At 61.8% G+C, this 20616-nt stretch carries 13 protein-coding genes and 2 pseudogenes; 11 read left to right on the top strand and 4 right to left on the bottom strand.

Annotated features, from left to right (window positions below; all coding sequences use genetic code 11):
- Positions 1-74: 74 nt before the first annotated feature.
- Positions 75-1259: an ATP-binding protein gene (locus tag PSH84_RS26345; protein ID WP_122566607.1), complete on the top strand. Its 1185-nt coding sequence runs from the start codon at positions 75-77 to the stop codon at positions 1257-1259.
- A gap of 169 nt (positions 1260-1428) precedes the next feature.
- Here PSH84_RS26345 and PSH84_RS26340 read toward each other — a convergent pair whose 3' ends face one another.
- The 3 genes and pseudogenes from PSH84_RS26340 to PSH84_RS26330 all read right to left on the bottom strand — a co-directional run bounded on the left by PSH84_RS26340 (position 1429) and on the right by PSH84_RS26330 (position 2520).
- Positions 1429-1845 (bottom strand): DUF3010 family protein, encoded by a 417-nt coding sequence (locus tag PSH84_RS26340; protein ID WP_122566608.1) that lies wholly within the window; start codon positions 1843-1845, stop codon positions 1429-1431.
- A gap of 32 nt (positions 1846-1877) precedes the next feature.
- A pseudogene (locus tag PSH84_RS26335) lies at positions 1878-2106 on the bottom strand (helix-turn-helix domain-containing protein); the annotation flags it as partial.
- A gap of 12 nt (positions 2107-2118) precedes the next feature.
- Positions 2119-2520: a lysozyme inhibitor LprI family protein gene (locus PSH84_RS26330; RefSeq protein WP_305471284.1), complete on the bottom strand. Its 402-nt coding sequence runs from the start codon at positions 2518-2520 to the stop codon at positions 2119-2121.
- Positions 2521-2755: 235 nt separating this feature from the next.
- On the opposite strand from PSH84_RS26330, the gene PSH84_RS26325 reads away from it, so the two are divergent.
- From PSH84_RS26325 to PSH84_RS26280, 10 genes and pseudogenes are all read left to right on the top strand, one after another.
- The gene (locus PSH84_RS26325; protein WP_005792153.1) at positions 2756-3733 is read left to right on the top strand and encodes a dipeptidase; all 978 of its coding nucleotides are present in this window, start codon (positions 2756-2758) and stop codon (positions 3731-3733) included.
- 79 nt (positions 3734-3812) lie between these two features.
- Positions 3813-4343, top strand: a complete 531-nt coding sequence (locus PSH84_RS26320; RefSeq protein WP_092146299.1) for a 4-vinyl reductase — start codon at positions 3813-3815, stop codon at positions 4341-4343.
- A 15-nt stretch (positions 4344-4358) separates the two neighbouring features.
- A complete protein-coding gene (gene dgcA, locus PSH84_RS26315) occupies positions 4359-6419 on the top strand; it encodes a dimethylglycine demethylation protein DgcA (RefSeq protein WP_305468722.1) in 2061 nt (686 codons plus the stop codon).
- 163 nt (positions 6420-6582) lie between these two features.
- Complete coding sequence (gene dgcB, locus PSH84_RS26310; protein ID WP_305468721.1) at positions 6583-8532, top strand: dimethylglycine demethylation protein DgcB; 1950 nt, start codon at positions 6583-6585, stop codon at positions 8530-8532.
- On the top strand, positions 8532-9752 hold the full coding sequence (gene etfA, locus PSH84_RS26305; protein WP_305468720.1) for an electron transfer flavoprotein subunit alpha: 1221 nt from the start codon (positions 8532-8534) through the stop codon (positions 9750-9752). The genes dgcB and etfA overlap by 1 nt, the downstream gene beginning before the upstream one ends.
- 15 nt (positions 9753-9767) lie before the next feature.
- Positions 9768-10537 (top strand): annotated as a pseudogene (gene etfB, locus PSH84_RS26300) (electron transfer flavoprotein subunit beta).
- A gap of 197 nt (positions 10538-10734) precedes the next feature.
- Positions 10735-11301 carry a GNAT family N-acetyltransferase gene (locus PSH84_RS26295; protein WP_305482002.1) on the top strand — a complete coding sequence of 189 codons (567 nt, stop codon included), beginning with the start codon at positions 10735-10737 and terminating at the stop codon, positions 11299-11301.
- Between the two features lie 1154 nt (positions 11302-12455).
- On the top strand, positions 12456-15908 hold the full coding sequence (locus PSH84_RS26290) for a GMC oxidoreductase (protein WP_305482001.1): 3453 nt from the start codon (positions 12456-12458) through the stop codon (positions 15906-15908).
- Positions 15909-16073: 165 nt separating this feature from the next.
- Positions 16074-17942, top strand: a complete 1869-nt coding sequence (locus tag PSH84_RS26285) for a c-type cytochrome (protein WP_305482000.1) — start codon at positions 16074-16076, stop codon at positions 17940-17942.
- 27 nt (positions 17943-17969) lie between these two features.
- On the top strand, positions 17970-19214 hold the full coding sequence (locus PSH84_RS26280) for a metallophosphoesterase (protein WP_122566618.1): 1245 nt from the start codon (positions 17970-17972) through the stop codon (positions 19212-19214).
- A gap of 103 nt (positions 19215-19317) precedes the next feature.
- On the opposite strand, the gene gbca is transcribed toward PSH84_RS26280, so the two are convergent.
- On the bottom strand, positions 19318-20610 hold the full coding sequence (gene gbca / locus PSH84_RS26275) for a glycine betaine monooxygenase oxygenase subunit (RefSeq protein ID WP_122566619.1): 1293 nt from the start codon (positions 20608-20610) through the stop codon (positions 19318-19320).
- Between the last annotated feature and the right edge of the window lie 6 nt (positions 20611-20616).

The raw sequence follows: 20616 nt of genomic DNA, 5'->3' as shown, positions 1-20616 counted from the left end.
GTTTGACAGGCATTTATAGTCAATTATACTCGCGACTATAAATTATACCTGTTGCCATAATTGAGTATAAAACCATGTCCAAGCACCCCGGTTTTGTTTTCCGGCGCCCCGATCTGGCCCGCAATATTGTCGACGGGCTGGTCGGCGGCGGGATCCAGGATTACACCTCCGGCCTGTTCCTGGCCGCGCCAAGGCGTACCGGAAAAAGTACCTTCCTGCGCGAAGACTTGATTCCCGAATGTGAAGCCCGTGGCTGGCTCGCTGTCTACGTCGATCTCTGGGCCAACAAGGAGAAGGACCCAGCCGACCTGATCGCCTCGGCTATCGCCGGTGCCCTGGTGCCTTATGAAAAGGGCATCCGCAAGCTTGCCAAGTCCATGGGTATCGACAAACTCAGTTTCTTGCGCACGTTGTCCTGGGATTTCAGCCTGCCGCAACTGCCCGAAGGCGCGACGCTGACCCAGGCGCTGGAGTTGCTGCACAGTGCTGCCGGTAAAACCGTGGTGTTGGTAATCGACGAGGCCCAGCATGCGTTGACCACCGAGGCCGGCGTCAATGCGATGTTCGGCCTCAAGGCCGCTCGCGATCAGCTCAACCAGGGGCGTGAGGGTGATACCAGCGGCCTGCGGCTGGTGTTCACCGGCTCCAATCGCGACAAGCTCGCGCACTTGGTACTCAGCCGTAACCAACCCTTCTACGGGTCCAGCATCACGCCGTTCCCTTTATTGGGCAAAGCCTTCACCCAGGCCTACACCGTCCATTTGAACGCACACCTGGCCCAGACCAACCAGTTCAACGCCGATGACCTCGACCAGGCCTTTGAGCTGGTAGGGCGTCGTCCCGAGATGTTGCGCAGCGTCATCGGCGAAATTGCGCTGGAACTGGGTGAGGCGAGTCATTTGGGTGAATTGCTGCGCAATAGCGCCGAAATGCTCCGCGCTGGCGTCTGGACCGAGTTCGAGAGTGCCTGGAACGCCCTGACGGTGCCGCAACGCGCCGTGCTGCAGGTCATGGCCGAGCGCTCGCAAAACAACGAGCCCTTCGCGCCTTTCACCGATTCCACGCTGGAGGCGGTGGGCAAGGCGCTGAAGAGCATGGGCAGCGAAGTCGTGCCCGGTACCCAGACCATCCAATCGTGCATCGACGCGCTGCGTGACAAGGAGTTGGTGTGGAAGTCCAATCGCGGCGGTTATGCGCTGGAGGACAAGGCGTTTGCCGATTGGTTGAAGGGGTATCGCCAGCAGCAGAATCGGTCCTGACCCGATTAGCGGTCGAGCATAGTGACCTGTGGCGAGAGGGGGGTTGTGGGAGCAAAGCTTGCTCGCGAAACAGTCGACTCGTTTTCTGAAGGACCGCATCGCCTCCATCGCGAGCAAGCTTTGCTCCCACAAAAAACTCTCCACAGGTGCTTGTTCGGCTGATAGAGGTCTATTTCTTCATCAGTGCCGAACACGCCGCTTTATAAGCCTCATGCTGATACTTGTTCAGCGTCGCCGGCAGGGCGAAGTCATGTTTCTTGCTCTGCGCATTGAGGGTCTGCGGCGACAGCAGCGTTACCTCACAGCCTTCCAGCAACTGGAAAACCCCTTCGATCTTGAACGTGGTCGGCCCACCGGCGAACTCGCCTTTCTTGCTGCGTTTCTTGATGGCGATGCGTTCGATGCCGTTGTCCGCCACGAACGCCCGCACCTGGGCGGCGAACGCCTTGACGTTGGCGGCGTCGTCATCGTCGTCCAAGGCGATTTTCTTGGTGTTCAGCGCGACGTGGCTCAGCGCCTGTTGATCCAGCGAGGCAACGGCGATGATCGCTTCGCTGCCTTTGATTTCGATACCGCAAGTTTTCATGTGAAGCCCTTTGCTCGATGGTGACGTGCAGCTTACAGCTCCAACTGGTCAGCCCGGATACCAAAGGCCGCGGCAATTTTTTCGCGGGTGGCTCGGCGAGGCCTGGTGACCGACTCTTGCTGGGCAAACGCCGGCTGAGAAAATACCCAGGCGCCTGGCGACTTTATCTTGAGTCAGGTTCAAGTGTTCGCGCCAGGCACGAATGGGCGTGGCACCGTCGACGATACGGCTGACGACTTCATGGGGAATCAAGTTGTTATCCATAGGGTGGGGTTACTCCTGCCCAATCGACTCCAAAAACTCTGACCGATCATCGCTCACCTGGGCCATGCAGTCGTTTTCGGCGATTTTGTAGGCTTCGCTGCCGGGTTTGGCCGGGAAGGCGGCGATGGCGCAGTCGGCGTCGCGCTGTTTTTGCCACAGTTGTTGGGCGGCCTTGACCTTGGCAGTGATGTCGTTGAACTGGGCCTTGTCGCTGGCGTAGCGGGTTTGCAGGCGCTCGAAGAGGCTCTGCAGGTTTTCGCCCAGCAATTGTTCGGCGGCGGTTTTGCCATAGGCCGAGCAGGCCAGGGTCTGGACGTCGTTTTCGACTTCGTCGCAGGGGTTGGGCTCGGTGTCTTCGGTTGCGTGTGCCAGGGTGCTGATCAGTGCCAAAGCCAGGAAGATTGATTTCATCGCGTTGCCGCTCAAGTCCAGTGAAAACCAGTGATGCGGCGGATTCTGGCGCAAGCGTCGGGTAAAGAACAGACGGGCAGGGTGGGCCTGTCGTAGCCCATTGTCGTGGATTGACGCTTTCGGCAATTCCCCTGTCGTTTTTGCACCGGGTCGCAACGGCCCTCAGGCATATGCTGGCCCCAAAGCGCCGGCACACGATTCGGCGCATGAATCGCTGATAAAAGGGGACTGCCTGATGAGCCCAGCCGAATTGCACGCCGACAGCATCGTTATCGACGGGCTGATCATTGCCAAGTGGAACCGCGACCTGTTCGAAGACATGCGCAAGGGCGGCCTGACCGCAGCCAACTGCACCGTGTCGGTGTGGGAAGGTTTCCAGGCCACCATCAACAACATTGTTGCCAGCCAGACGCTGATCCGCGAGAACAGCGACCTGGTGATCCCGGTGAAAACCACCGCCGACATCCGTCGCGCCAAGGAGCAGGGCAAGACCGGCATCATCTTCGGCTTCCAGAACGCCCACGCCTTCGAAGACCAGCTCGGCTACGTCGAGATCTTCAAGCAGCTGGGCGTGGGTGTGGTGCAGATGTGCTACAACACCCAGAACCTGGTCGGTACCGGTTGCTACGAGCGTGACGGCGGCCTGTCGGGCTTCGGTCGCGAGATCGTCGCCGAGATGAACCGTGTCGGCATCATGTGCGACCTGTCCCACGTCGGTTCCAAGACTTCCGAAGAAGTCATCCTCGAATCGAAGAAACCGGTGTGCTATTCCCACTGCCTGCCGTCCGGCCTGAAAGAGCACCCGCGCAACAAATCCGATGAAGAGCTGAAGTTCATTGCCGACCACGGTGGTTTCGTCGGCGTGACCATGTTCGCGCCGTTCCTGGCCAAGGGCATCGATTCGACCATCGACGACTACGCCGAAGCCATCGAATACACCATGAACATCGTCGGTGAGGACGCCATCGGCATCGGTACCGACTTCACCCAGGGCCACGGCCAGGATTTCTTCGAGATGCTGACCCACGACAAGGGCTACGCCCGTCGTCTGACCAGCTTCGGCAAGATCATCAACCCCCTGGGCATCCGCACCGTGGGCGAGTTCCCGAACCTCACCGAGACGCTGCTCAAGCGCGGCCATCCTGAGCGGGTGGTGCGCAAGATCATGGGCGAGAACTGGGTCAACGTGCTGAAAGACGTCTGGGGCGAATAACCGCCGCCGCATCGCTAATCCTCTACCTGCGGCCCTCTGCGCCGCAGGCAATACCACGAATTTCCGGAGTCAAGTTTTCATGGCCAAAATCGCCCCGCAACTGCCTATCGAAGTCGACAGCGAAACCGGTATCTGGACGTCCGACGCCCTGCCAATGCTGTACGTACCGCGTCACTTCTTCGTCAACAACCACATGGGCATCGAAGAAGTGCTGGGCGCCGACGCCTACGCCGAGATTCTCTACAAGGCCGGCTACAAATCCGCCTGGCACTGGTGTGAAAAAGAAGCCGAATGCCATGGCCTGGAAGGCGTCGCGGTGTTCGAGCACTACATGAAGCGCCTGTCCCAGCGTGGCTGGGGCCTGTTCAAGATCCAGGACATCGACCTGGACAAAGGCACCGCCAGCGTCAAGCTCGAACACTCGGCATTTGTCTATGTGTACGGCAAGGTCGGACGCAAGGTCGACTACATGTTCACTGGCTGGTTCGCCGGTGCCATGGACCAGATCCTCGCCGCTCGCGGCAGCAAGATCCGCACCGTGGCCGAGCAGGTCTACGGCGGTTCCGAAGAAGGCCACGACGACGGCCTGTTCATCGTCAAGCCGTTGTAAGTCGAGGATCGCACCATGGCTTTTGAAGCAATGTTCCAGCCGATCCAGATCGGCAAGCTGACCATCCGCAACCGCGTGCTCAGCACCGCGCACGCCGAGGTCTACGCCACCGACGGCGGCATGACCACCGACCGGTACGTGAAGTATTACGAAGAGAAGGCCAAGGGCGGCATCGGCCTGGCGATCTGCGGTGGCTCGTCGGTGGTTGCCATCGACAGCCCGCAGGAATGGTGGAGCTCGGTGAACCTGTCCACCGACCGCATCATCCCGCATTTCCAGAACCTGGCCGACGCCATGCACAAGCATGGCGCCAAGATCATGATCCAGATTACCCACATGGGCCGTCGCTCGCGCTGGGACGGTTTCAACTGGCCGACCCTGATGTCGCCGTCCGGCGTGCGTGAGCCGGTGCACCGTGCGACCTGCAAGACCATCGAACCGGAAGAAATCTGGCGGGTGATCGGCAACTACGCCCAGGCGGCACGGCGTGCGAAGGCCGGTGGCCTGGACGGCGTCGAGCTGTCCGCCGTGCACCAACACATGATCGACCAGTTCTGGAGCCCGCGGGTCAACAAGCGTACCGACGAATGGGGCGGCAGCTTCGAAGGCCGCATGAAATTCGGCCTGGAAGTGTTGAAGGCCGTGCGCGCCGAAGTGGGCGACGATTTCTGCGTGGGCATGCGCCTGTGCGGCGACGAGTTCCACCCGGACGGCTTGTCCCACGAGGACATGAAGCAGATCGCCAAGTATTACGACGACACCGGCATGCTGGATTTCATCGGCGTGGTGGGCTCGGGTTGCGACACCCACAACACCCTGGCCAACGTCATCCCGAACATGAGCTATCCACCGGAGCCGTTCCTGCACTTGGCCGCCGGTATCAAGGAAGTGGTCAAGGTCCCGGTGCTGCACGCGCAGAACATCAAGGACCCGAACCAGGCCACGCGGATCCTGGAGGGCGGTTACGTCGACATGGTCGGCATGACCCGCGCCCACATCGCGGACCCGCACCTGATCGCCAAGATCAAGATGGGCCAGATCGACCAGATCAAGCAATGCGTCGGCGCCAACTACTGCATCGACCGCCAGTACCAAGGCCTGGACGTGCTGTGCATCCAGAACGCCGCGACGTCCCGTGAATACATGGGCGTGCCGCACATCATCGAGAAGTCCACCGGGCCGAAACGCAAAGTGGTCGTCGTTGGTGCCGGCCCGGCCGGGATGGAAGCGGCACGTGTGGCCGCCGAACGTGGCCACGATGTGACCCTGTTCGAGAAGAAGGAATTCATTGGCGGGCAGATCACCACCGCCTCGAAAGCTCCGCAACGGGACCAGATCGCCGGTATCACCCGCTGGTTCCAGCTGGAGCTGGCGCGGCTGAAAGTCGATCTGCGCCTGGGCGTGGCGGCAGACGCGGCGACCATTATGGACCTGCGTCCGGACGTGGTTGTGCTGGCCGTCGGTGGGCATCCGAACGTGGAGCAGAACGAGCACTGGGGCGCCGCCGAAGGGCTGGTGGTCAGCAGCTGGGACGTGCTCGACGGCAAGGTTGCGCCGGGCAAGAACGTGTTGGTCTACGACACCATTTGTGAGTTCACCGGCATGTCGGTGGCCGACTTCCTCGCCGACAAAGGCAGCCAGGTCGAGATCGTCACCGACGACATCAAGCCGGGCGTGGCCATTGGCGGGACGTCGTTCCCCACCTACTACCGCAGCATGTACCCCAAGGAAGTGATCATGACCGGGGACATGATGCTGGAGAAGGTCTACCGCGAAGGCGACAAGTTGGTGGCGGTGTTGGAGAACGAATACACCGGTGCCAAGGAAGAACGCGTGGTGGACCAGGTGGTGGTGGAAAACGGCGTGCGGCCGGACGAAGAAATCTACTACGCGCTCAAGGAAGGTTCGCGCAACAAGGGTCAGATCGACGTTGAAGCCCTGTTCGCGATCAAGCCCCAGCCATGCCTGGAGCAGAGCAGCGAGGGCTACCTGCTGTTCCGCATCGGCGACTGCGTGGCCCAGCGTAATACCCACGCGGCCATCTACGACGCCCTGCGGTTGTGCAAGGATTTCTAACGGCTTGCACATGATCCTGTGGGAGCGAGCTTGCTCGCGAAAGCGGTGGGTCAGTCAATGTAAATGGGACTGACAGAATGCAATCGCGAGCAAGCTCGCTCCCACAGGTACCGAGTAAGGCATCTCGACCTGCAAGACCCTGAGGTCTTTGGGAGCAACACCTATGTTGAACACCCTTCTTCCAATCCTGCTGTTCGCTGCCCTGGGCCTTGCGGTCCTCGGCGCCTTGCGGCGGGTGAACATGTGGCGCCGGGGACGACCGGCCAAGGTCGACCTGATCGGCGGTCTCTTTGCCATGCCCAAGCGCTACATGGTGGATTTGCACCACGTGGTGGCGCGGGACAAATACATTGCCAACACCCACGTGGCCACGGCCGGTGGTGCGGTGGCGTCGGTGGTGCTGGCGATCCTGGTCCACGGGTTTGGCCTGCATAACCGCTTCCTCGGCTATGCGTTGCTGTTGATGTCGGCCGTGATGTTCGTCGGTGCGATCTTCGTCTACCTGCGTCGGCGCAATCCGCCCGCCCGGTTGTCCAAGGGCCCGTGGATGCGCCTGCCGAAAAGCCTGCTGGCCTTCTCGGCATCGTTCTTCCTGGTGACCTTGCCGGTGGCGGGCATCCTGCCGGAGAACTTCGGCGGTTGGCTGGTGGCGGCGGTCCTGGGTGTCGGTGTGTTGTGGGGCGTGTCGGAATTGTTCTTCGGCATGACCTGGGGCGGGCCGATGAAGCACGCCTTCGCCGGTGCCCTGCACTTGGCCTGGCACCGCCGTGCCGAGCGCTTTGGTGGCGGCCGTTCCACTGGCCTCAAGCCGCTGGACCTGAACGATCCCGCCGCGCCGCTGGGTGTGGAGAAACCCAAGGACTTCACCTGGAACCAACTGCTGGGCTTCGATGCCTGCGTGCAGTGCGGCAAGTGCGAAGCGGCCTGCCCGGCGTTCGCTGCCGGCCAGCCGTTAAACCCGAAAAAACTCATCCAGGACATGGTCGTCGGCCTGGCCGGCGGCACCGATGCGAAATTCGCCGGCAGCCCGTATCCGGGTAAACCGGTGGGCGAACACGGCGGCAACCCGCACCAGCCGATCGTCAACGGCCTGGTGGACGCCGAGACCTTGTGGTCCTGCACCACCTGCCGGGCGTGCGTCGAGGAATGCCCGATGATGATCGAGCACGTCGATGCCATCGTCGACATGCGCCGCCACCTGACCCTGGAAAAAGGCGCGACGCCGAACAAGGGCGCCGAGGTCTTGGAAAACCTCATCGCCACCGACAACCCTGGCGGCTTCGCCCCGGGTGGGCGGATGAACTGGGCGGCGGACCTGAACCTCAATCTGCTCAGCGAGAAGAAATCCACCGACGTGCTGTTCTGGGTCGGCGACGGTGCCTTCGACATGCGCAACCAGCGCACCTTGCGCGCCTTCGTCAAAGTGCTCAAGGCGGCGAAGATCGACTTTGCCGTGCTCGGCCTCGAAGAACGCGACAGCGGCGACGTGGCCCGGCGCCTGGGTGACGAAGCGACCTTCCAACTGCTGGCCAAACGCAACATCCAGACCCTGGCCAAATACAGCTTCAACCGCATCGTCACCTGTGACCCCCACAGCTTCCACGTGCTGAAAAACGAATACGGCGCCTTCGATGGCAACTACCTGGTGCAGCACCACAGCACCTACATGGCAGAGATCATCGACGCCGGTGCGCTGAACCTCGGCCAGCACAAGGGCGACAGCGTGACCTATCACGACCCGTGCTACCTGGGCCGCTACAACGGCGAATACGAGGCACCGCGCCAGGTGCTGCGTGCCCTGGGTATCGAGGTCAAGGAGATGCAGCGTTCCGGTTTCCGTTCGCGTTGCTGCGGCGGTGGCGGTGGTGCGCCGATCACTGACATTCCAGGCAAGCAGCGGATCCCCGACATGCGCATGGAAGACATCCGCGAAACCGGCGCCGAGTTGGTGGCCGTGGGTTGCCCACAGTGCACCGCGATGCTCGAAGGCGTGGTCGAACCGCGGCCGATGATCAAGGACATTGCCGAACTGGTGGCCGATGCGCTGCTGGAAGACGCGGCCCCGAGCAAGCCCGTGACCCCAGCCAAACGTGAACCCGCGGAGGTGCATTAATGAGCGACATCATCCGCCGCGACCCTCGCGCCGAGTGGATCGCCCGCAACCGTCTGCACCCGCTGCACGCGGCCATGCAACCGGTACAGCACAGCTGGATGGGGCCCAACGGCATCATCCGCAAGAACGTCCATGGCATCGGCTTCATTGGCCCCAACGGCATCAAACGGATTGATCGCAGCGGTGCCCAGCAGGGTGGCGCGAGCAAACGCACCGCTGCCGTTGAAGTGCAATTGCCGCTGCATCAAGTGCCGCAACCGGCGTTCCATATCTGCGTCGTTCCGGACATGGTCGGTGGCCGCCTCAGCAGCCACGACCGCGACCTGCTGGGCCTGGCCCATCAGTTGGCCGGCAGCGACGGCGCGGTGCTGGCCGTGGTGTTCGGCGAGCACAAGGAAAGTGCCTTCGCCACGGCGGGCGTCGACCGCTTGCTGGTGCTTGAGGGCGAGGCATTCAGCGGTTATGCACCGGAACAACGGGTGCAGGGCCTGCGGGCTGTGGATAACCAGTTCAACCCACGCCATTGGCTACTGCCCGACAGCCGCACCGGTGGCGGCGAACTGGGCCGACGCTTTGCCGCAGCCCTGGGCGAACGCCCAGCCACGCGGGTCTGGCAGGTCAAAGGCGAGGAGTGCATCGGCCGCGCCGGTGCGGGCCTGCAAGACTTGGCCCGACCGCTGGCGCGCTTGATCCTGGCGGCGGCCGAATGCGCCGAACCGGTCAGCGAAACCCGCCACGAAGCCTTGCCGGTGGAGTTATCCACAAGCGTGGCCCGCAGCTTGTCGCGTATCGAAGATCTTGGCGCGGTGGCGGTGGACCCGGGCGCGATCCCGATGGCCGAGGCCGAATTCATTTTCTCCGGCGGCAACGGGGTCAAGGACTGGGCGCTGTTCCACCAGACTGCCGCGGCCCTGGGCGCCACCGAAGGCGCTTCGCGGGTGGCGGTGGACGACGGCTTCATGGCCCGCGATCGCCAGGTCGGTGCGTCCGGCACCTGGGTCACGGCGCGGGTCTACGTGGCCGTGGGGATTTCCGGGGCGATCCAGCACCTGCAAGGCATTGGCGCTTGCGACAAGGTGGTGGCGATCAACCTCGACCCGGGCTGCGACATGATCAAACGGGCGGACCTGTCGGTGATCGGTGACAGCGCGGCGATTCTCCAGGCCTTGATCGCGGCGGTAGAGGCTTACCGCAACGAAGCCAAGCGCGATGCGGCTTAAGCTAAGGATTCAATCATGAGTACTCAAGTGATCAGCCTGGTGTCCATCGGCGCTCACCCCACCTCCGGTCGGCCCCGCCGTGCCGAACAGGACGCCCGGGCCGTGGAACTGGGCCTGCAACTGGCCGGCAACGACCTGCAAGTGCTGCACGCCGGCGACGTGGCCGAACCGGCGCTGCGCGCCTACCTGGGCATGGGCCTGGACGAACTCCACGTCCTGGAAAATCCCGACGGGGCCGATGCCCTGCCAGCCCTGACCGATTACCTGCGGGACGCTGGCGCCCAAGTGGTGCTCACCGGCAGCCAGGCGGAAACCGGTGAAGGTTCGGGCATGCTGCCCTTTTTGCTGGCGGAAAACCTCGGTTGGCCGTTGGTGGTGGGGTTGGCCCAGGTCGAGTCCATCGACAACGGCGTGGCCCTGGTGCTGCAAGCCTTGCCCCGCGGCCAACGGCGCCGTCTCAAAGTGCGCCTGCCGTTCCTGGCCACTGTGGATAACGCTGCGCCAAAACCTCGGCAAAGCGCCTACGGCCCGGCTCGGCGCGGGGCGCTGCATGCCGAGGAAGTCGAAGTGATCGACGACACCTTGCTGGCGGTGGCGACCCTGCAAACCGGCCAAGCCACGCCAAGCGCCTGAAAGTGATCAAGGCCAAGAGCGGCGCTGACCGCATGAAAGCCGCCACGGCCAAGGCCAGCGGCGGAGGCGGGCAAGTGCTCAAGGGCGTGAGCCCGGAGGCGGGCGCCGAGGCGATCCTCAAGTTGTTGGTGGAGGAAGGGGTGGTTCGCTGAGCCCGGACTCACCGCATGACCCCTTGGGAGCAAGCTTTGCTCCCACAAGGCTAGCTCCTGAGGAGATGCGTGTTACCCACAATCCCTGTGGGCCTCTCTGTGGATAACCTGTTCGACACTCGTCGCACACGGCGCCAACCGGGTCGTCCAGGCCTGCGCTTAAAAAACGACCGCTGTCAGCCAATTGGAGCCCATCAATGGAAGTTGAATTTCGCCCGGCCTTGCCCACGGATGCACGGGAGATCGCCCGTCTGTTCCGGATTTCCTCAGAGGGTGCGTCGGATTACATCTGGAGCCAATTGGCAGAGCCAGGGCAGGACCTTCTGGAAGTGGGGGCCGCTCGTTATGCCCGAGAGAATGTCGATTTTTCCTACCAGAACTGTTTTGTCGCCCAGGTCGATGGCCGTGTCGTCGGCATGATGCACTGTTATGTGACCCGTGAGGATCCGCTGGCGGCGCCGGTGACCGATCCGGTCCTGGCGCCCTACGCCGACATGGAAGTGCCCGACACCCTCTATATCTCAAGCCTGGCCCTGCATGAAGGCTGGCGTAACAAGGGGCTCGGCGTGCGCTTTCTCGAGCTGGCGCAACAGCGTGCCGATCAGCCGGCGCTCAATGGCTTGAGCCTAATCGATTACGCCGCGAATACCGGCGCCCGGCGTTTTTATGAACGCCATGGCTTTGGCATCGTCAAAACCTGTCGGGTTGTCCCGCATCCACTGATTCGGGTGACGGGGGAGGCGTACCTCATGCATCGGCCTTGATCGCCATGGCGGCTTCACCAGAAACCCTGTGGGAGCGAGCTTGCTCGCGATAGCGGTCTGTCAGTTAACGATGAAGGCGACTGCCAGTCCCTCATCGCGAGCAAGCTCGCTCCCACAGGGGATTGGTGGAGCCCCTGGGGCTCCTGCCAAGCCCAGTCATTGTGGGAGGTTCGGTTTACCCACAATCCCTGTGCGCGCCTCTGTGGATAACCTGTTCGCCCCTCGCTGCACCCCATGCAAACCAGGCGCTCCAGGCCTTCGATCAAAAAGTAGCCAGTCTAAGTTACGGTTTTTATTGGCTTTTGTTTGTGAGTAACGACCCCTTCCAGCTGAAACTTGCCCCCAATCTCTGTTGGCGCTTCTGTGGATAAGATGTTCGCTCAACGCTGTAAGCCAGACGGGCCGGGGCGTTTAGAGGATTGATCATTAAATGATCGAATGATCGGTTTTCCCCGAAAAATCCCACCAAAACCCCGATTTACCAGCCGTTGCGACAGTTTTCCACAGAATCGTCAAAATTACCCCCAAACCCTGTTGGCGCTTCTGTGGATAAGGTGTTCGCTCACCGCCACAGCCCAGGAATTTCGGGGCTTACAGAGATATGGTCAAAAAACAACCAATAAGCCAGGAAAACCGCGGTTGTCCATAAGTCACGGTTTTTATTCACTTTGCCGTAGAAAAATGCCCAACCTACGCACACTTGTCCCCATTTGCTGTGGGTGGTCATGTGGATAACTTGTTCGCCAAACGCTGCAAGCCACGGCCGGCATAGCGCAAATCGCGATAGATCAAATTTCATACAGTTCTAAGGAACCACCTTGACGCAGGTCTGTCGGCTGTCTTCACTTCCATGGCACAAGGACATTGCCACTTTATCCACATCAGGTTCAGGGAGAACACATGATGGATAGCCAGCCCCCCCGCACGCACCCGCTTCCCCCACTGACCTGCGTCCCGGCACCGCCCACTTCGCTGCACAAACGCATCCATCGTCGCGCCGCCAATCAGCGTGCGCGTCTATAGCATCCGGTTTTTCCCCCTGTAGCACCGCTGACTGCCGCTGGCCCCTGCATGGGACAGTAGCCAGGCGTTCGTGCGCCTATCGATTTGCAGGCAACCGCAGAGTTGCCCCTTCTGCCTGAGAGGACTTGAACATGACACGGATCTCAACCCCCATCAGTGATATCCAGGAACACTACGACGTGATCGTCATCGGTTCCGGCTACGGTGGCGGCATTGCTGCCTCGCGCCTGTCCCGGGCCGGACGCAAGGTGTGCCTGCTGGAGCGTGGCCGGGAAATGCAGCCCGGCGAATACCCCAACACCCTGCTGGCGGCCACCGAAGAACTGCAAGTCCATGATCCCGACGGTCACATTGGTTCGCGCACCGGCCTGTTCGACCTGCACGTCAACGCCCAGCAGAACGTGGTGGTCGGTTGTGGCCTGGGCGGTACGTCGCTGATCAATGCCAACGTTGCGCTGGAGCCTGAGCCTGGCGTGTTCGAGGACCTGCGTTGGCCGCAGGCGGTACGGGACCACCAGGACACGTTGCTCAAGGACGGCTACGCCCGGGCCCGGGAGATGCTCAAGCCCAACCCCTATCCGGCGTCGGAGCCGAACCTGCCCAAGCTCGACGCCCATAAGAAGTCAGCCGATTACCTCAAGCAAGGCGCGCATTTCTACAAGCCGCCGATCAACGTGACCTTCGACAAGTTGCCCAACAACCCCAACCACGTCGGCGTCGAACAGTTGCCCTGCAACGGCTGCGGCGATTGCGTCTCGGGCTGTAACAACAAGGCCAAGAACACCACGCTGATGAACTACCTGCCGGATGCCTGGAACCACGGCGCGGAGATTTTCTGCCAGGCCGAGGTGCGGCACCTGGAGCGCGACGGCGACGGCTGGATCGTGCACTTCCAATACCTGGACAGCGGCCGCGAGCTGTTCTCGGCGCCCACGTTGTTCGTGCGGGCCGATATCGTGGTGGTGTCCGCCGGCACCCTGGGCTCCACCGAAATCATGTTGCGCTCGCGGGCCAAGGGCTTGTCCATGTCCAACCAGTTGGGCGAGCACATGAGCGGCAATGGCGACATCCTCGGCTTCGGCCACAACTGCGACCAGGTCATCAACGGCATCGGCTTTGGTGCCCATTCGGCCAAGGAGCTGGAACCGGTGGGGCCGTGCATCACCTCGATCATCGACATGCGCACCGAAGGCGACTGGCGCAGCCGCATGGTCATCGAGGAAGGTTCGATTCCCGGCGCCCTCGGCCAGGCCATGGTGCCGAGCATGGCGGCGTTTGCCGAAATGATCGGCGTGCCCACCGATACCGGCTTCGGTGCCAGCCTCAAGTACAAGGGCCGCGAAGCCGAGAGCTTCCTGCGCGGGCCGTATCACGGCGCGCTGCACAACATGCAGACCTACCTGATCATGAGCCATGACAACGCCAAGGGCCGCATGCTGCTCGACAACAAGGACCAGCTGCGCATCGACTGGCCTGGCGTCGGCGAACAGGAGAACGTCACCCTCGGCAACGAGCGGCTGCACCAGAGCACCAAGGCCCTGGGCGGGATCTGGGTCGAGAACCCGATCTGGACCAAGCTGCTCAAGCACAGCATCGTCTCGGTTCATCCCCTGGGCGGTTGCGTGATGGGCGAAGACGCGACGCAAGGGGTGGTCAACCACAAGGGGCAGGTGTTCAGCGGCGCCAGCGGCACCGATGTCTACCCGGGCCTGTACGTGACCGACGGTGCGGTGATCCCCACGTCCCTGGCGGTCAATCCGCTGCTGACCATTTCGGCGGTGAGCGAGCGCAACATGGGGCTGCTGGCGGCCGACCGTGGCTGGATCATCGACTACACGCTGCCCTCGGCCCCGCGCAAAGCGGTGGCGCCGCCGACCCTCGGCGTGCAGTTCACCGAAACCATGAAGGGCTACTTCTCCACGGCCTTCACCCAGGCCCAGGGCACCGATCTGAGCCTGTACGAAGCGGCGGCCAAGCGGGGCAAGGCCGACAACTCGCCCATCGAATTCACCCTGACCATCACCGCCGCCGACCTTAACCGCCTGATCAAGGAGCCGGAGCACGCCGCGACCCTGGTGGGCACCCTCGATGCACCGCTGCTCTCGCCGCAGCCGCTGGTCGCCAGCAATGGGGTGTTCAACCTGTTCGAGCAATACCAGGAGCAGGTCGGCGTGCGGCACATGAACTACGACATGAAGCTGACCGCCGAAGACGGCAGTGACTATTACTTCAGTGCCTTCAAGACCGTGCCCGAGGACAACGGCGTGCTGAACGTCTGGCACGACACCAGCACCCTGTACGTCACGCTCTATCGCGGGCCGGACAAGACCGGCGCGGTGATCGGCTCCGGGGTGATGCACATCCTGCCGGCCGATTTCGCCAAGCAGATGACCACCATGAAAGTGCTCAACGCCCGCAACGAGCGTGAGCGCGTGGAGGCATTGGCGCGGTTCGGAAAATTCTTTGCCGGGATCCTGTGGGAGAGCTACGGCGGTGTCTTCGCCGGCGATGTCTATTTCAACCCGGACGCGCCGCCCCGACTGAAACGGCCGCTGGATGCACCGGCGCCGGTGGTGCATTTCTTCCCGACCGACGACAACGTCGAGCTGCGCCTGACCCGTTACCAGGCCGGTACCAAAGGCCCGGTGATGTTGGTCCATGGCCTGGGCGTGGGCTCGAACATTTTCTCCACCGACACCATCCACACCAACCTGCTGGAATACCTCTGCAAGCACGAATACGACGTCTGGCTGCTGGATTTGCGCGTGAGCATTCTGCTGCCGGCCAGCAAGAACGAATGGAACGGCGACCAGGTGGCCCAGTACGATTTCAAGGCCGCCATCGAGCAGATCCAACAGGCGACCCTGGCCCGTGACGTGCAATGCGTGGTGCATTGCTATGGCGCGACGACCTTCTTCATGTCGATGCTGGCGGGCTTGCAAGGGGTGCGCTCGGTGGTCTGCTCGCAGATCGCCGCCGACACGGTGGTTGCCACCGCCACCGGGCTGAAGGCCGGTTTGCACTTGCCGGGGATGCTCGATGCTATCGGCATCAAGTCCCTCACGGCCTACGCCGACACCAAGGAAAGCTGGTTCAACAAACTTTACGATAAGGCCCTCAACGGCTATGCCCGGATCGAGGCCCAGGGCTATTGCACCAACCCGGTCTGCCATCGCATCACGTTCATGTACGCCTCGCTGTATCGCCACGACACCCTCAACGAAACCCTGCACGACAACCTGCATGAGTTGTTCGGCGAGTCGAACATCCAGACCTTCGAGCACCTGGCGCTGATCGTGCGCAAGGGGCACCTGGTGGACTTCAAGGGCAACGACGTCTACATGCCGCATTTCGATCGGTTGAAGTTGCCGATCTGCTTCATCAGCGGCGCCGACAACCAGTGCTACCTGCCGCAAAGCACCCTCAAGACCTACGAGCGACTGTGCGAGATGCACGGCCCGCAGTTGTTCAGCCGCCACGAAGTGCCGGGGTACGGCCACATCGACTGCATGTTCGGCAAGGACGCGGTGGTGAATGTGTATCCGATCATCCTTGAGCACTTGGAGAAGACCGCGCTCGGTTGACGCAAGACCGAGTCGCCTGCATCGCGAGCAAGCTCGCTCCCACAGGGGGCTATGTGCCGCTGAATTCGTGCACGCCACACATCCAGTGTGGGAGCGAGCTTGCTCGCGATGGCGATCACCAGAGCGCTGCATCTCGTGAGTCGGGAATAAGGAAAAAGGATGCCCATGAATACTTACATCCGCTGGTTCCAACGCATCATCTGGGTCGGGATTGTCATGAACATGTTCTTCGCGATCCCGGCGCTGTTCGCGCCGGCATTGCTGACGTCCATGATCGGCCTGCCCCCCGTATTGTCCGATCCCTGGCTGGAGAACGCCGGCATGTTGCTGGTGGGGATCAGCCTGTTCTACATGCCTTCGGGGTTCAACGCGCCGCGTTTCGTGGTGCATTCGTGGTTGTGCGTGCTGTCGCGGCTGGTGGCGGTGGTGTTCTGGATCTACTTGATCAACACCAACAACCAGGGCCAATTATTCAAACCGATGTTGATGGGCGACCTGAGCATGTTCCTGATCCTGGGCGTGCTGCTGTACCTGGGCAGCCCGGTGGACAATCGTCCGCTGGCCTTGCTTTGCGCCGGTTGGCGGGAATGGCGCGCCGGCTGGGCGCTGCGCTGGCAGAGCCACGGGTTCAAGGTCGGCATGTTGGTGGTGGTATTGCTGCTGGGTTTCATCGGCTACCAGACCTGGTACCAGATGATCCGAGAGGTGCCGCAACCGGACTTCGCCTCCGACGAAGACCATTACAAATACGCCGCCATCGGCCTGGGCATCGAGGCGCGGATTCCCTACTACCTGTTCGCCGTGCTGCCGCAGATGTGCCCGGAAAAACTGCCCAAGCCGGGCGGCTACGAAGTGTTCGGGTTCCTCTATGAAAACGGCAACGACCTGCCTATCGGCATGGCCAAGCGGCACCTCGGTTACCCCACCGTCGAGCCCAACTGCGCCCTGTGCCACACCGGCTCCTACCGGGCCAATGCCACTGACGTCGCGGTGCCGGTCGCTTCCGCGCCGGCCAATACCCTGCAACTGCAGGCCTTCCAATGGTTCGCCTACGAATGTGCCAGCGACCCGAAATTCACCCCCGATGCGGTGATGGCGGCGATCAATGGCAAGTTTCAGCTGGGCTTTTTCGAGAAACTGTACAACCGTTACCTGATCATCCCGATGGCCAAGAGTGCGCTGCTCAAGCAGAAGCAGGCCTACGCTTGGCAGAAGCTGCGTCCGGCCCAGGGGCCAGGGCGGACCGACACCTTCAACCCGACCAAAATGGTGGTGTTCGGCTTCCCGGATGACTCCACCATCGGCACCGTGGATCTGCCACAGGTCTGGAACCAGAAACCCCGCGAGTCCATGTACCTGCATTGGGATGGCAATAACAACAAGATCCACGAGCGTAATTACGCAGCGGCCATGGCCGTGGGCGCGACGCCGGAATCGGTGCTGCCACCGAGTTTCAACCGGGTGACCAACTGGCTGTTGGGCCACAAGGCCCCGGCCTGGCCGTTCGCCCTGGACCAAGGGAAAGTCGCCCAAGGCAAACCGATCTGGGAGAAAAACTGCGCTGGCTGCCATGATTTCGGCCGCAGCGACACCGGACAGGTCACCACCAACATCGACCAGTTGGGCACCGATCCCCATCGCCTGAACTCCTTCACCACCGGCCTGGTGGCGGCGTTCCACGGCTTCAAGAAACCGCCGTTCGACTTTGGCGCTTACCGCAAGACCCAGAGCTACAGCAACACCCCCACCGATGGCATCTGGTTGCGGGCGCCGTACCTGCACAACGGTTCGGTGCCGACCCTGTGGGATTTGCTGCAAGCGCCGGAACAGCGGCCGCAGGTGTTCTACACCGGCTCCGACATCTACGACCAGGAGAAGGTCGGCTTTATCACCAGCGGCGCGCAAATGAAGGCGTCGGCGGATTTCAAATACGACACCCGCCTGGAAGGCAACCACAACGGCGGCCACCTGTATGGCACGCAGCTGTCGGACGTCGACAAACGGGCCCTGATCGAATTCATGAAGACCCTGTAGCCCAGGGCACAACGAAGGAGCGTTCACATGTCATTACTGCACCATTGGGAACATGAGTTCGACAAGGTCAAGGTCCGCCTGCACGGGTTGGTCACGCGTCTGGAAATGTCCTGGAAAAAACTCGTCAACGACCTGGAACCCGAGGAGTTCCAGGCCATCGTCAAGCTGCTGCAGCGAGGCCACGACCAGGCCCGGCACGTCATCGAACATGGCGACCTGCCGGACGACGAACCGGCCGTGCCCTGGGAGTTGTCCCACGGCTTGTCGATCCTCAAGATCGGCAATGCCACGCCCTTGCCGCAAAGCGAGGACGAACTGCCGACCCGGGTGCTCAAGGACGGCACCTTGCTCGGCTGTCGCAAATGGGAACTGCTGGACCTGCTGTGGAGCGAGGCGTTGCTCAAGTGGATCGAGAACCTGCGCCATCACGCGCCGTTCGCCACCAACCCGGCGCTGGTGAAAATGGACAGCGACGTGGTGCTGGCCATCGCTGGCGACTGGGGCACCGGGCCGTTCGACAGCCACGCGCCGGCGGTGGCGGTGGCCAACCAGATGCAATTGGCCCTGGCCGATTTCACCATCCACCTGGGCGATGTGTATTACGCCGGCACCCATTCCCAGGAAGACGTCGACATGGTCGGCTGGCCCCAAGGCAAGCACGGCTCGTTCACCCTCAATTCCAACCACGAGATGTACAGCGGGGCCCACGGCTATTTCAAGGAACTGTCCAAGCGTTTCCCGGTGCAGCAAGGCACCAGCTACTTTGCCTTGTACAACGACGACTGGCTGGTGGTCGGCCTGGACAGCGCCTACGCCTCGGATGCGATGAACCTGTACATGGACGGTACCCTCAACACCCAGCAGATCGAGTGGATGAAAACCCTGCCCAAGCGCAAGAAACTGATGGTGCTCAGTCATCACCAGGGCTTCGATATTTCCGGGCACAACAAGACTGCGCTTTACCAACCGGTGTGCGATGCCCTGGGGCGCGAGCCGGATTACTGGTATTGGGGGCATTTGCACAACGGCATCTGCTACGCGCCCCAAGGCGGGTTGCACGCGCGCTGTGCCGGACATGGAGCGATCCCTTACGGCACCACCAGCGAGCTGAACGGGCATGCCCGGGTGCTGTGGTCGGAGACTCAGTTGGCGGGGGACGAGGCGTATCCGCAGCGGGTGTTGAACGGGTATGTGAAGGTGCGGCTGAAGGGGGAGGAGATTGTCGAGACGTTTTATGGGGAGGATGGTTCGGTGCGGTGGTCTTCACAGTAATCGGGTGAACGGGAGACCGCTATCGCGAGCAAGCTCGCTCCCACAGGTTTTGTGAACGACACAGAACCCCTGTGGGAGCGAGCTTGCTCGCGATGCTTTTGACTTAGCCCTGGACCGGAACGCCCTTGAGGTACGGCGCAGGTTCCGCCCCCAGGTTGTTGAGCATGCGCTCGCTGTACCAATCCACGAAGTTCACCACGCCGAACTCATAGGTCTTGGAGTATGGGCCAGGCTGGTAGGCGGTGGAGTTGATGCCGCGCTGGTTCTCTTCGGCCAGGCGACGGTCCTGGTCGTTGGTGGCGTCCCAGACTTCCCGCATGCGCGCCACGTCGTAGTCCACGCCTTCGACCGCGTCCTTGTGCACCAGCCACTTGGTGGTGACCATGGTTTCCTGGGCGCTGATTGGCCACACGGTGAACACGATGATGTGGTCGCCCATGCAGTGGTTCCACGAGTGCGGCAGGTGCAGGATGCGCATCGAGCCCAGGTCCGGGTTCTTGATGCGACCCATCAGCTTGGCGCAGCCTTGCTTGCCGTCCATGGTCATCGACACGGTGCCCTTGAGCAGCGGCATGCGCACGATACGGTTACGCAGGCCGAAGCTGGCGTGGGCGTAAGGGATCTTCTCGGCGTCCCAGGCGGCGGCAGAAGCGGCCACGTGGTCCTTGAAGGCCTGGTCGGCCCGCGGGTCGGTGACGTCGTCCCATTCCAGCAGGGTCTTGAGCAATTCAGGGTGCGAGGCGTTGCAGTGGTAGCATTCGCGGTTGTTTTCCAGCACCAGTTTCCAGTTGGCTTTTTCCATCAAGGTGGTTTGCACCGCCACCTTGGTGTTCTCCATGTCGTACGGTTCCATGTAATGGTTCAGCGTCGACAGGAAGTCATCGATGGCCGGCGGGTTTTCGGCCAGGCTGATGAAAATGTAGCCGCCAGCGGTCTTTACGTTCACAGGCTTGAGGCCGTACTGCTTCATGTCGAAGTCGGCGCCCATCTCGGTGCCGGCGAACAGCAGGCGACCGTCCAGTTCGTAGGTCCACTGGTGGTAATGGCAGACCAGTTTGGCGACTTTGCCCTTTTCACTGGTGCACAGCCGCGAGCCACGGTGACGGCAGACGTTGTGGAAAGCGTGGACCACGCCGTCGGCGCCGCGAATCACGATGATCGGGTTCTTGCCGACTTGCAGGGTCAGGTAGTTGCCCTTGGCCGGGATTTCGCAAGTCATGCCGGCGATCAACCATTCTTTCTGGAAGATTTCCTGCATGTCGATATCGAACAGGCGCTCATCGCTGTAGAACGGTTGTGGCAGCGAAAAGGTGCGCTCGCGCTCTTGCAGCATTTGCGCGGTGGCCTTGCGTGCGGGTTCCAGCGGATCGCCCAGGCTCAGGGTAGTGGTGTCCATCGTTTT

The sequence above is a fragment of the Pseudomonas beijingensis genome, from assembly GCF_030687295.1.
GTDB classification, from domain to species: Bacteria; Pseudomonadota; Gammaproteobacteria; order Pseudomonadales; family Pseudomonadaceae; genus Aquipseudomonas; species Aquipseudomonas beijingensis.
This window is presented reverse-complemented; position numbering and strand designations above follow the sequence as displayed.

Coding starts and splice junctions, on each gene's coding strand:
- PSH84_RS26345 (WP_122566607.1), top strand. CDS start 75: ATGTCCAAGCACCCCGGTTTTGTTTTCCGGCGCCCCGATCTGGCCCGC.
- PSH84_RS26340 (WP_122566608.1), bottom strand. CDS start 1,845: ATGAAAACTTGCGGTATCGAAATCAAAGGCAGCGAAGCGATCATCGCC.
- PSH84_RS26330 (WP_305471284.1), bottom strand. CDS start 2,520: ATGAAATCAATCTTCCTGGCTTTGGCACTGATCAGCACCCTGGCACAC.
- PSH84_RS26325 (WP_005792153.1), top strand. CDS start 2,756: ATGAGCCCAGCCGAATTGCACGCCGACAGCATCGTTATCGACGGGCTG.
- PSH84_RS26320 (WP_092146299.1), top strand. CDS start 3,813: ATGGCCAAAATCGCCCCGCAACTGCCTATCGAAGTCGACAGCGAAACC.
- dgcA (WP_305468722.1), top strand. CDS start 4,359: ATGGCTTTTGAAGCAATGTTCCAGCCGATCCAGATCGGCAAGCTGACC.
- dgcB (WP_305468721.1), top strand. CDS start 6,583: ATGTTGAACACCCTTCTTCCAATCCTGCTGTTCGCTGCCCTGGGCCTT.
- etfA (WP_305468720.1), top strand. CDS start 8,532: ATGAGCGACATCATCCGCCGCGACCCTCGCGCCGAGTGGATCGCCCGC.
- PSH84_RS26295 (WP_305482002.1), top strand. CDS start 10,735: ATGGAAGTTGAATTTCGCCCGGCCTTGCCCACGGATGCACGGGAGATC.
- PSH84_RS26290 (WP_305482001.1), top strand. CDS start 12,456: ATGACACGGATCTCAACCCCCATCAGTGATATCCAGGAACACTACGAC.
- PSH84_RS26285 (WP_305482000.1), top strand. CDS start 16,074: ATGAATACTTACATCCGCTGGTTCCAACGCATCATCTGGGTCGGGATT.
- PSH84_RS26280 (WP_122566618.1), top strand. CDS start 17,970: ATGTCATTACTGCACCATTGGGAACATGAGTTCGACAAGGTCAAGGTC.
- gbca (WP_122566619.1), bottom strand. CDS start 20,610: ATGGACACCACTACCCTGAGCCTGGGCGATCCGCTGGAACCCGCACGC.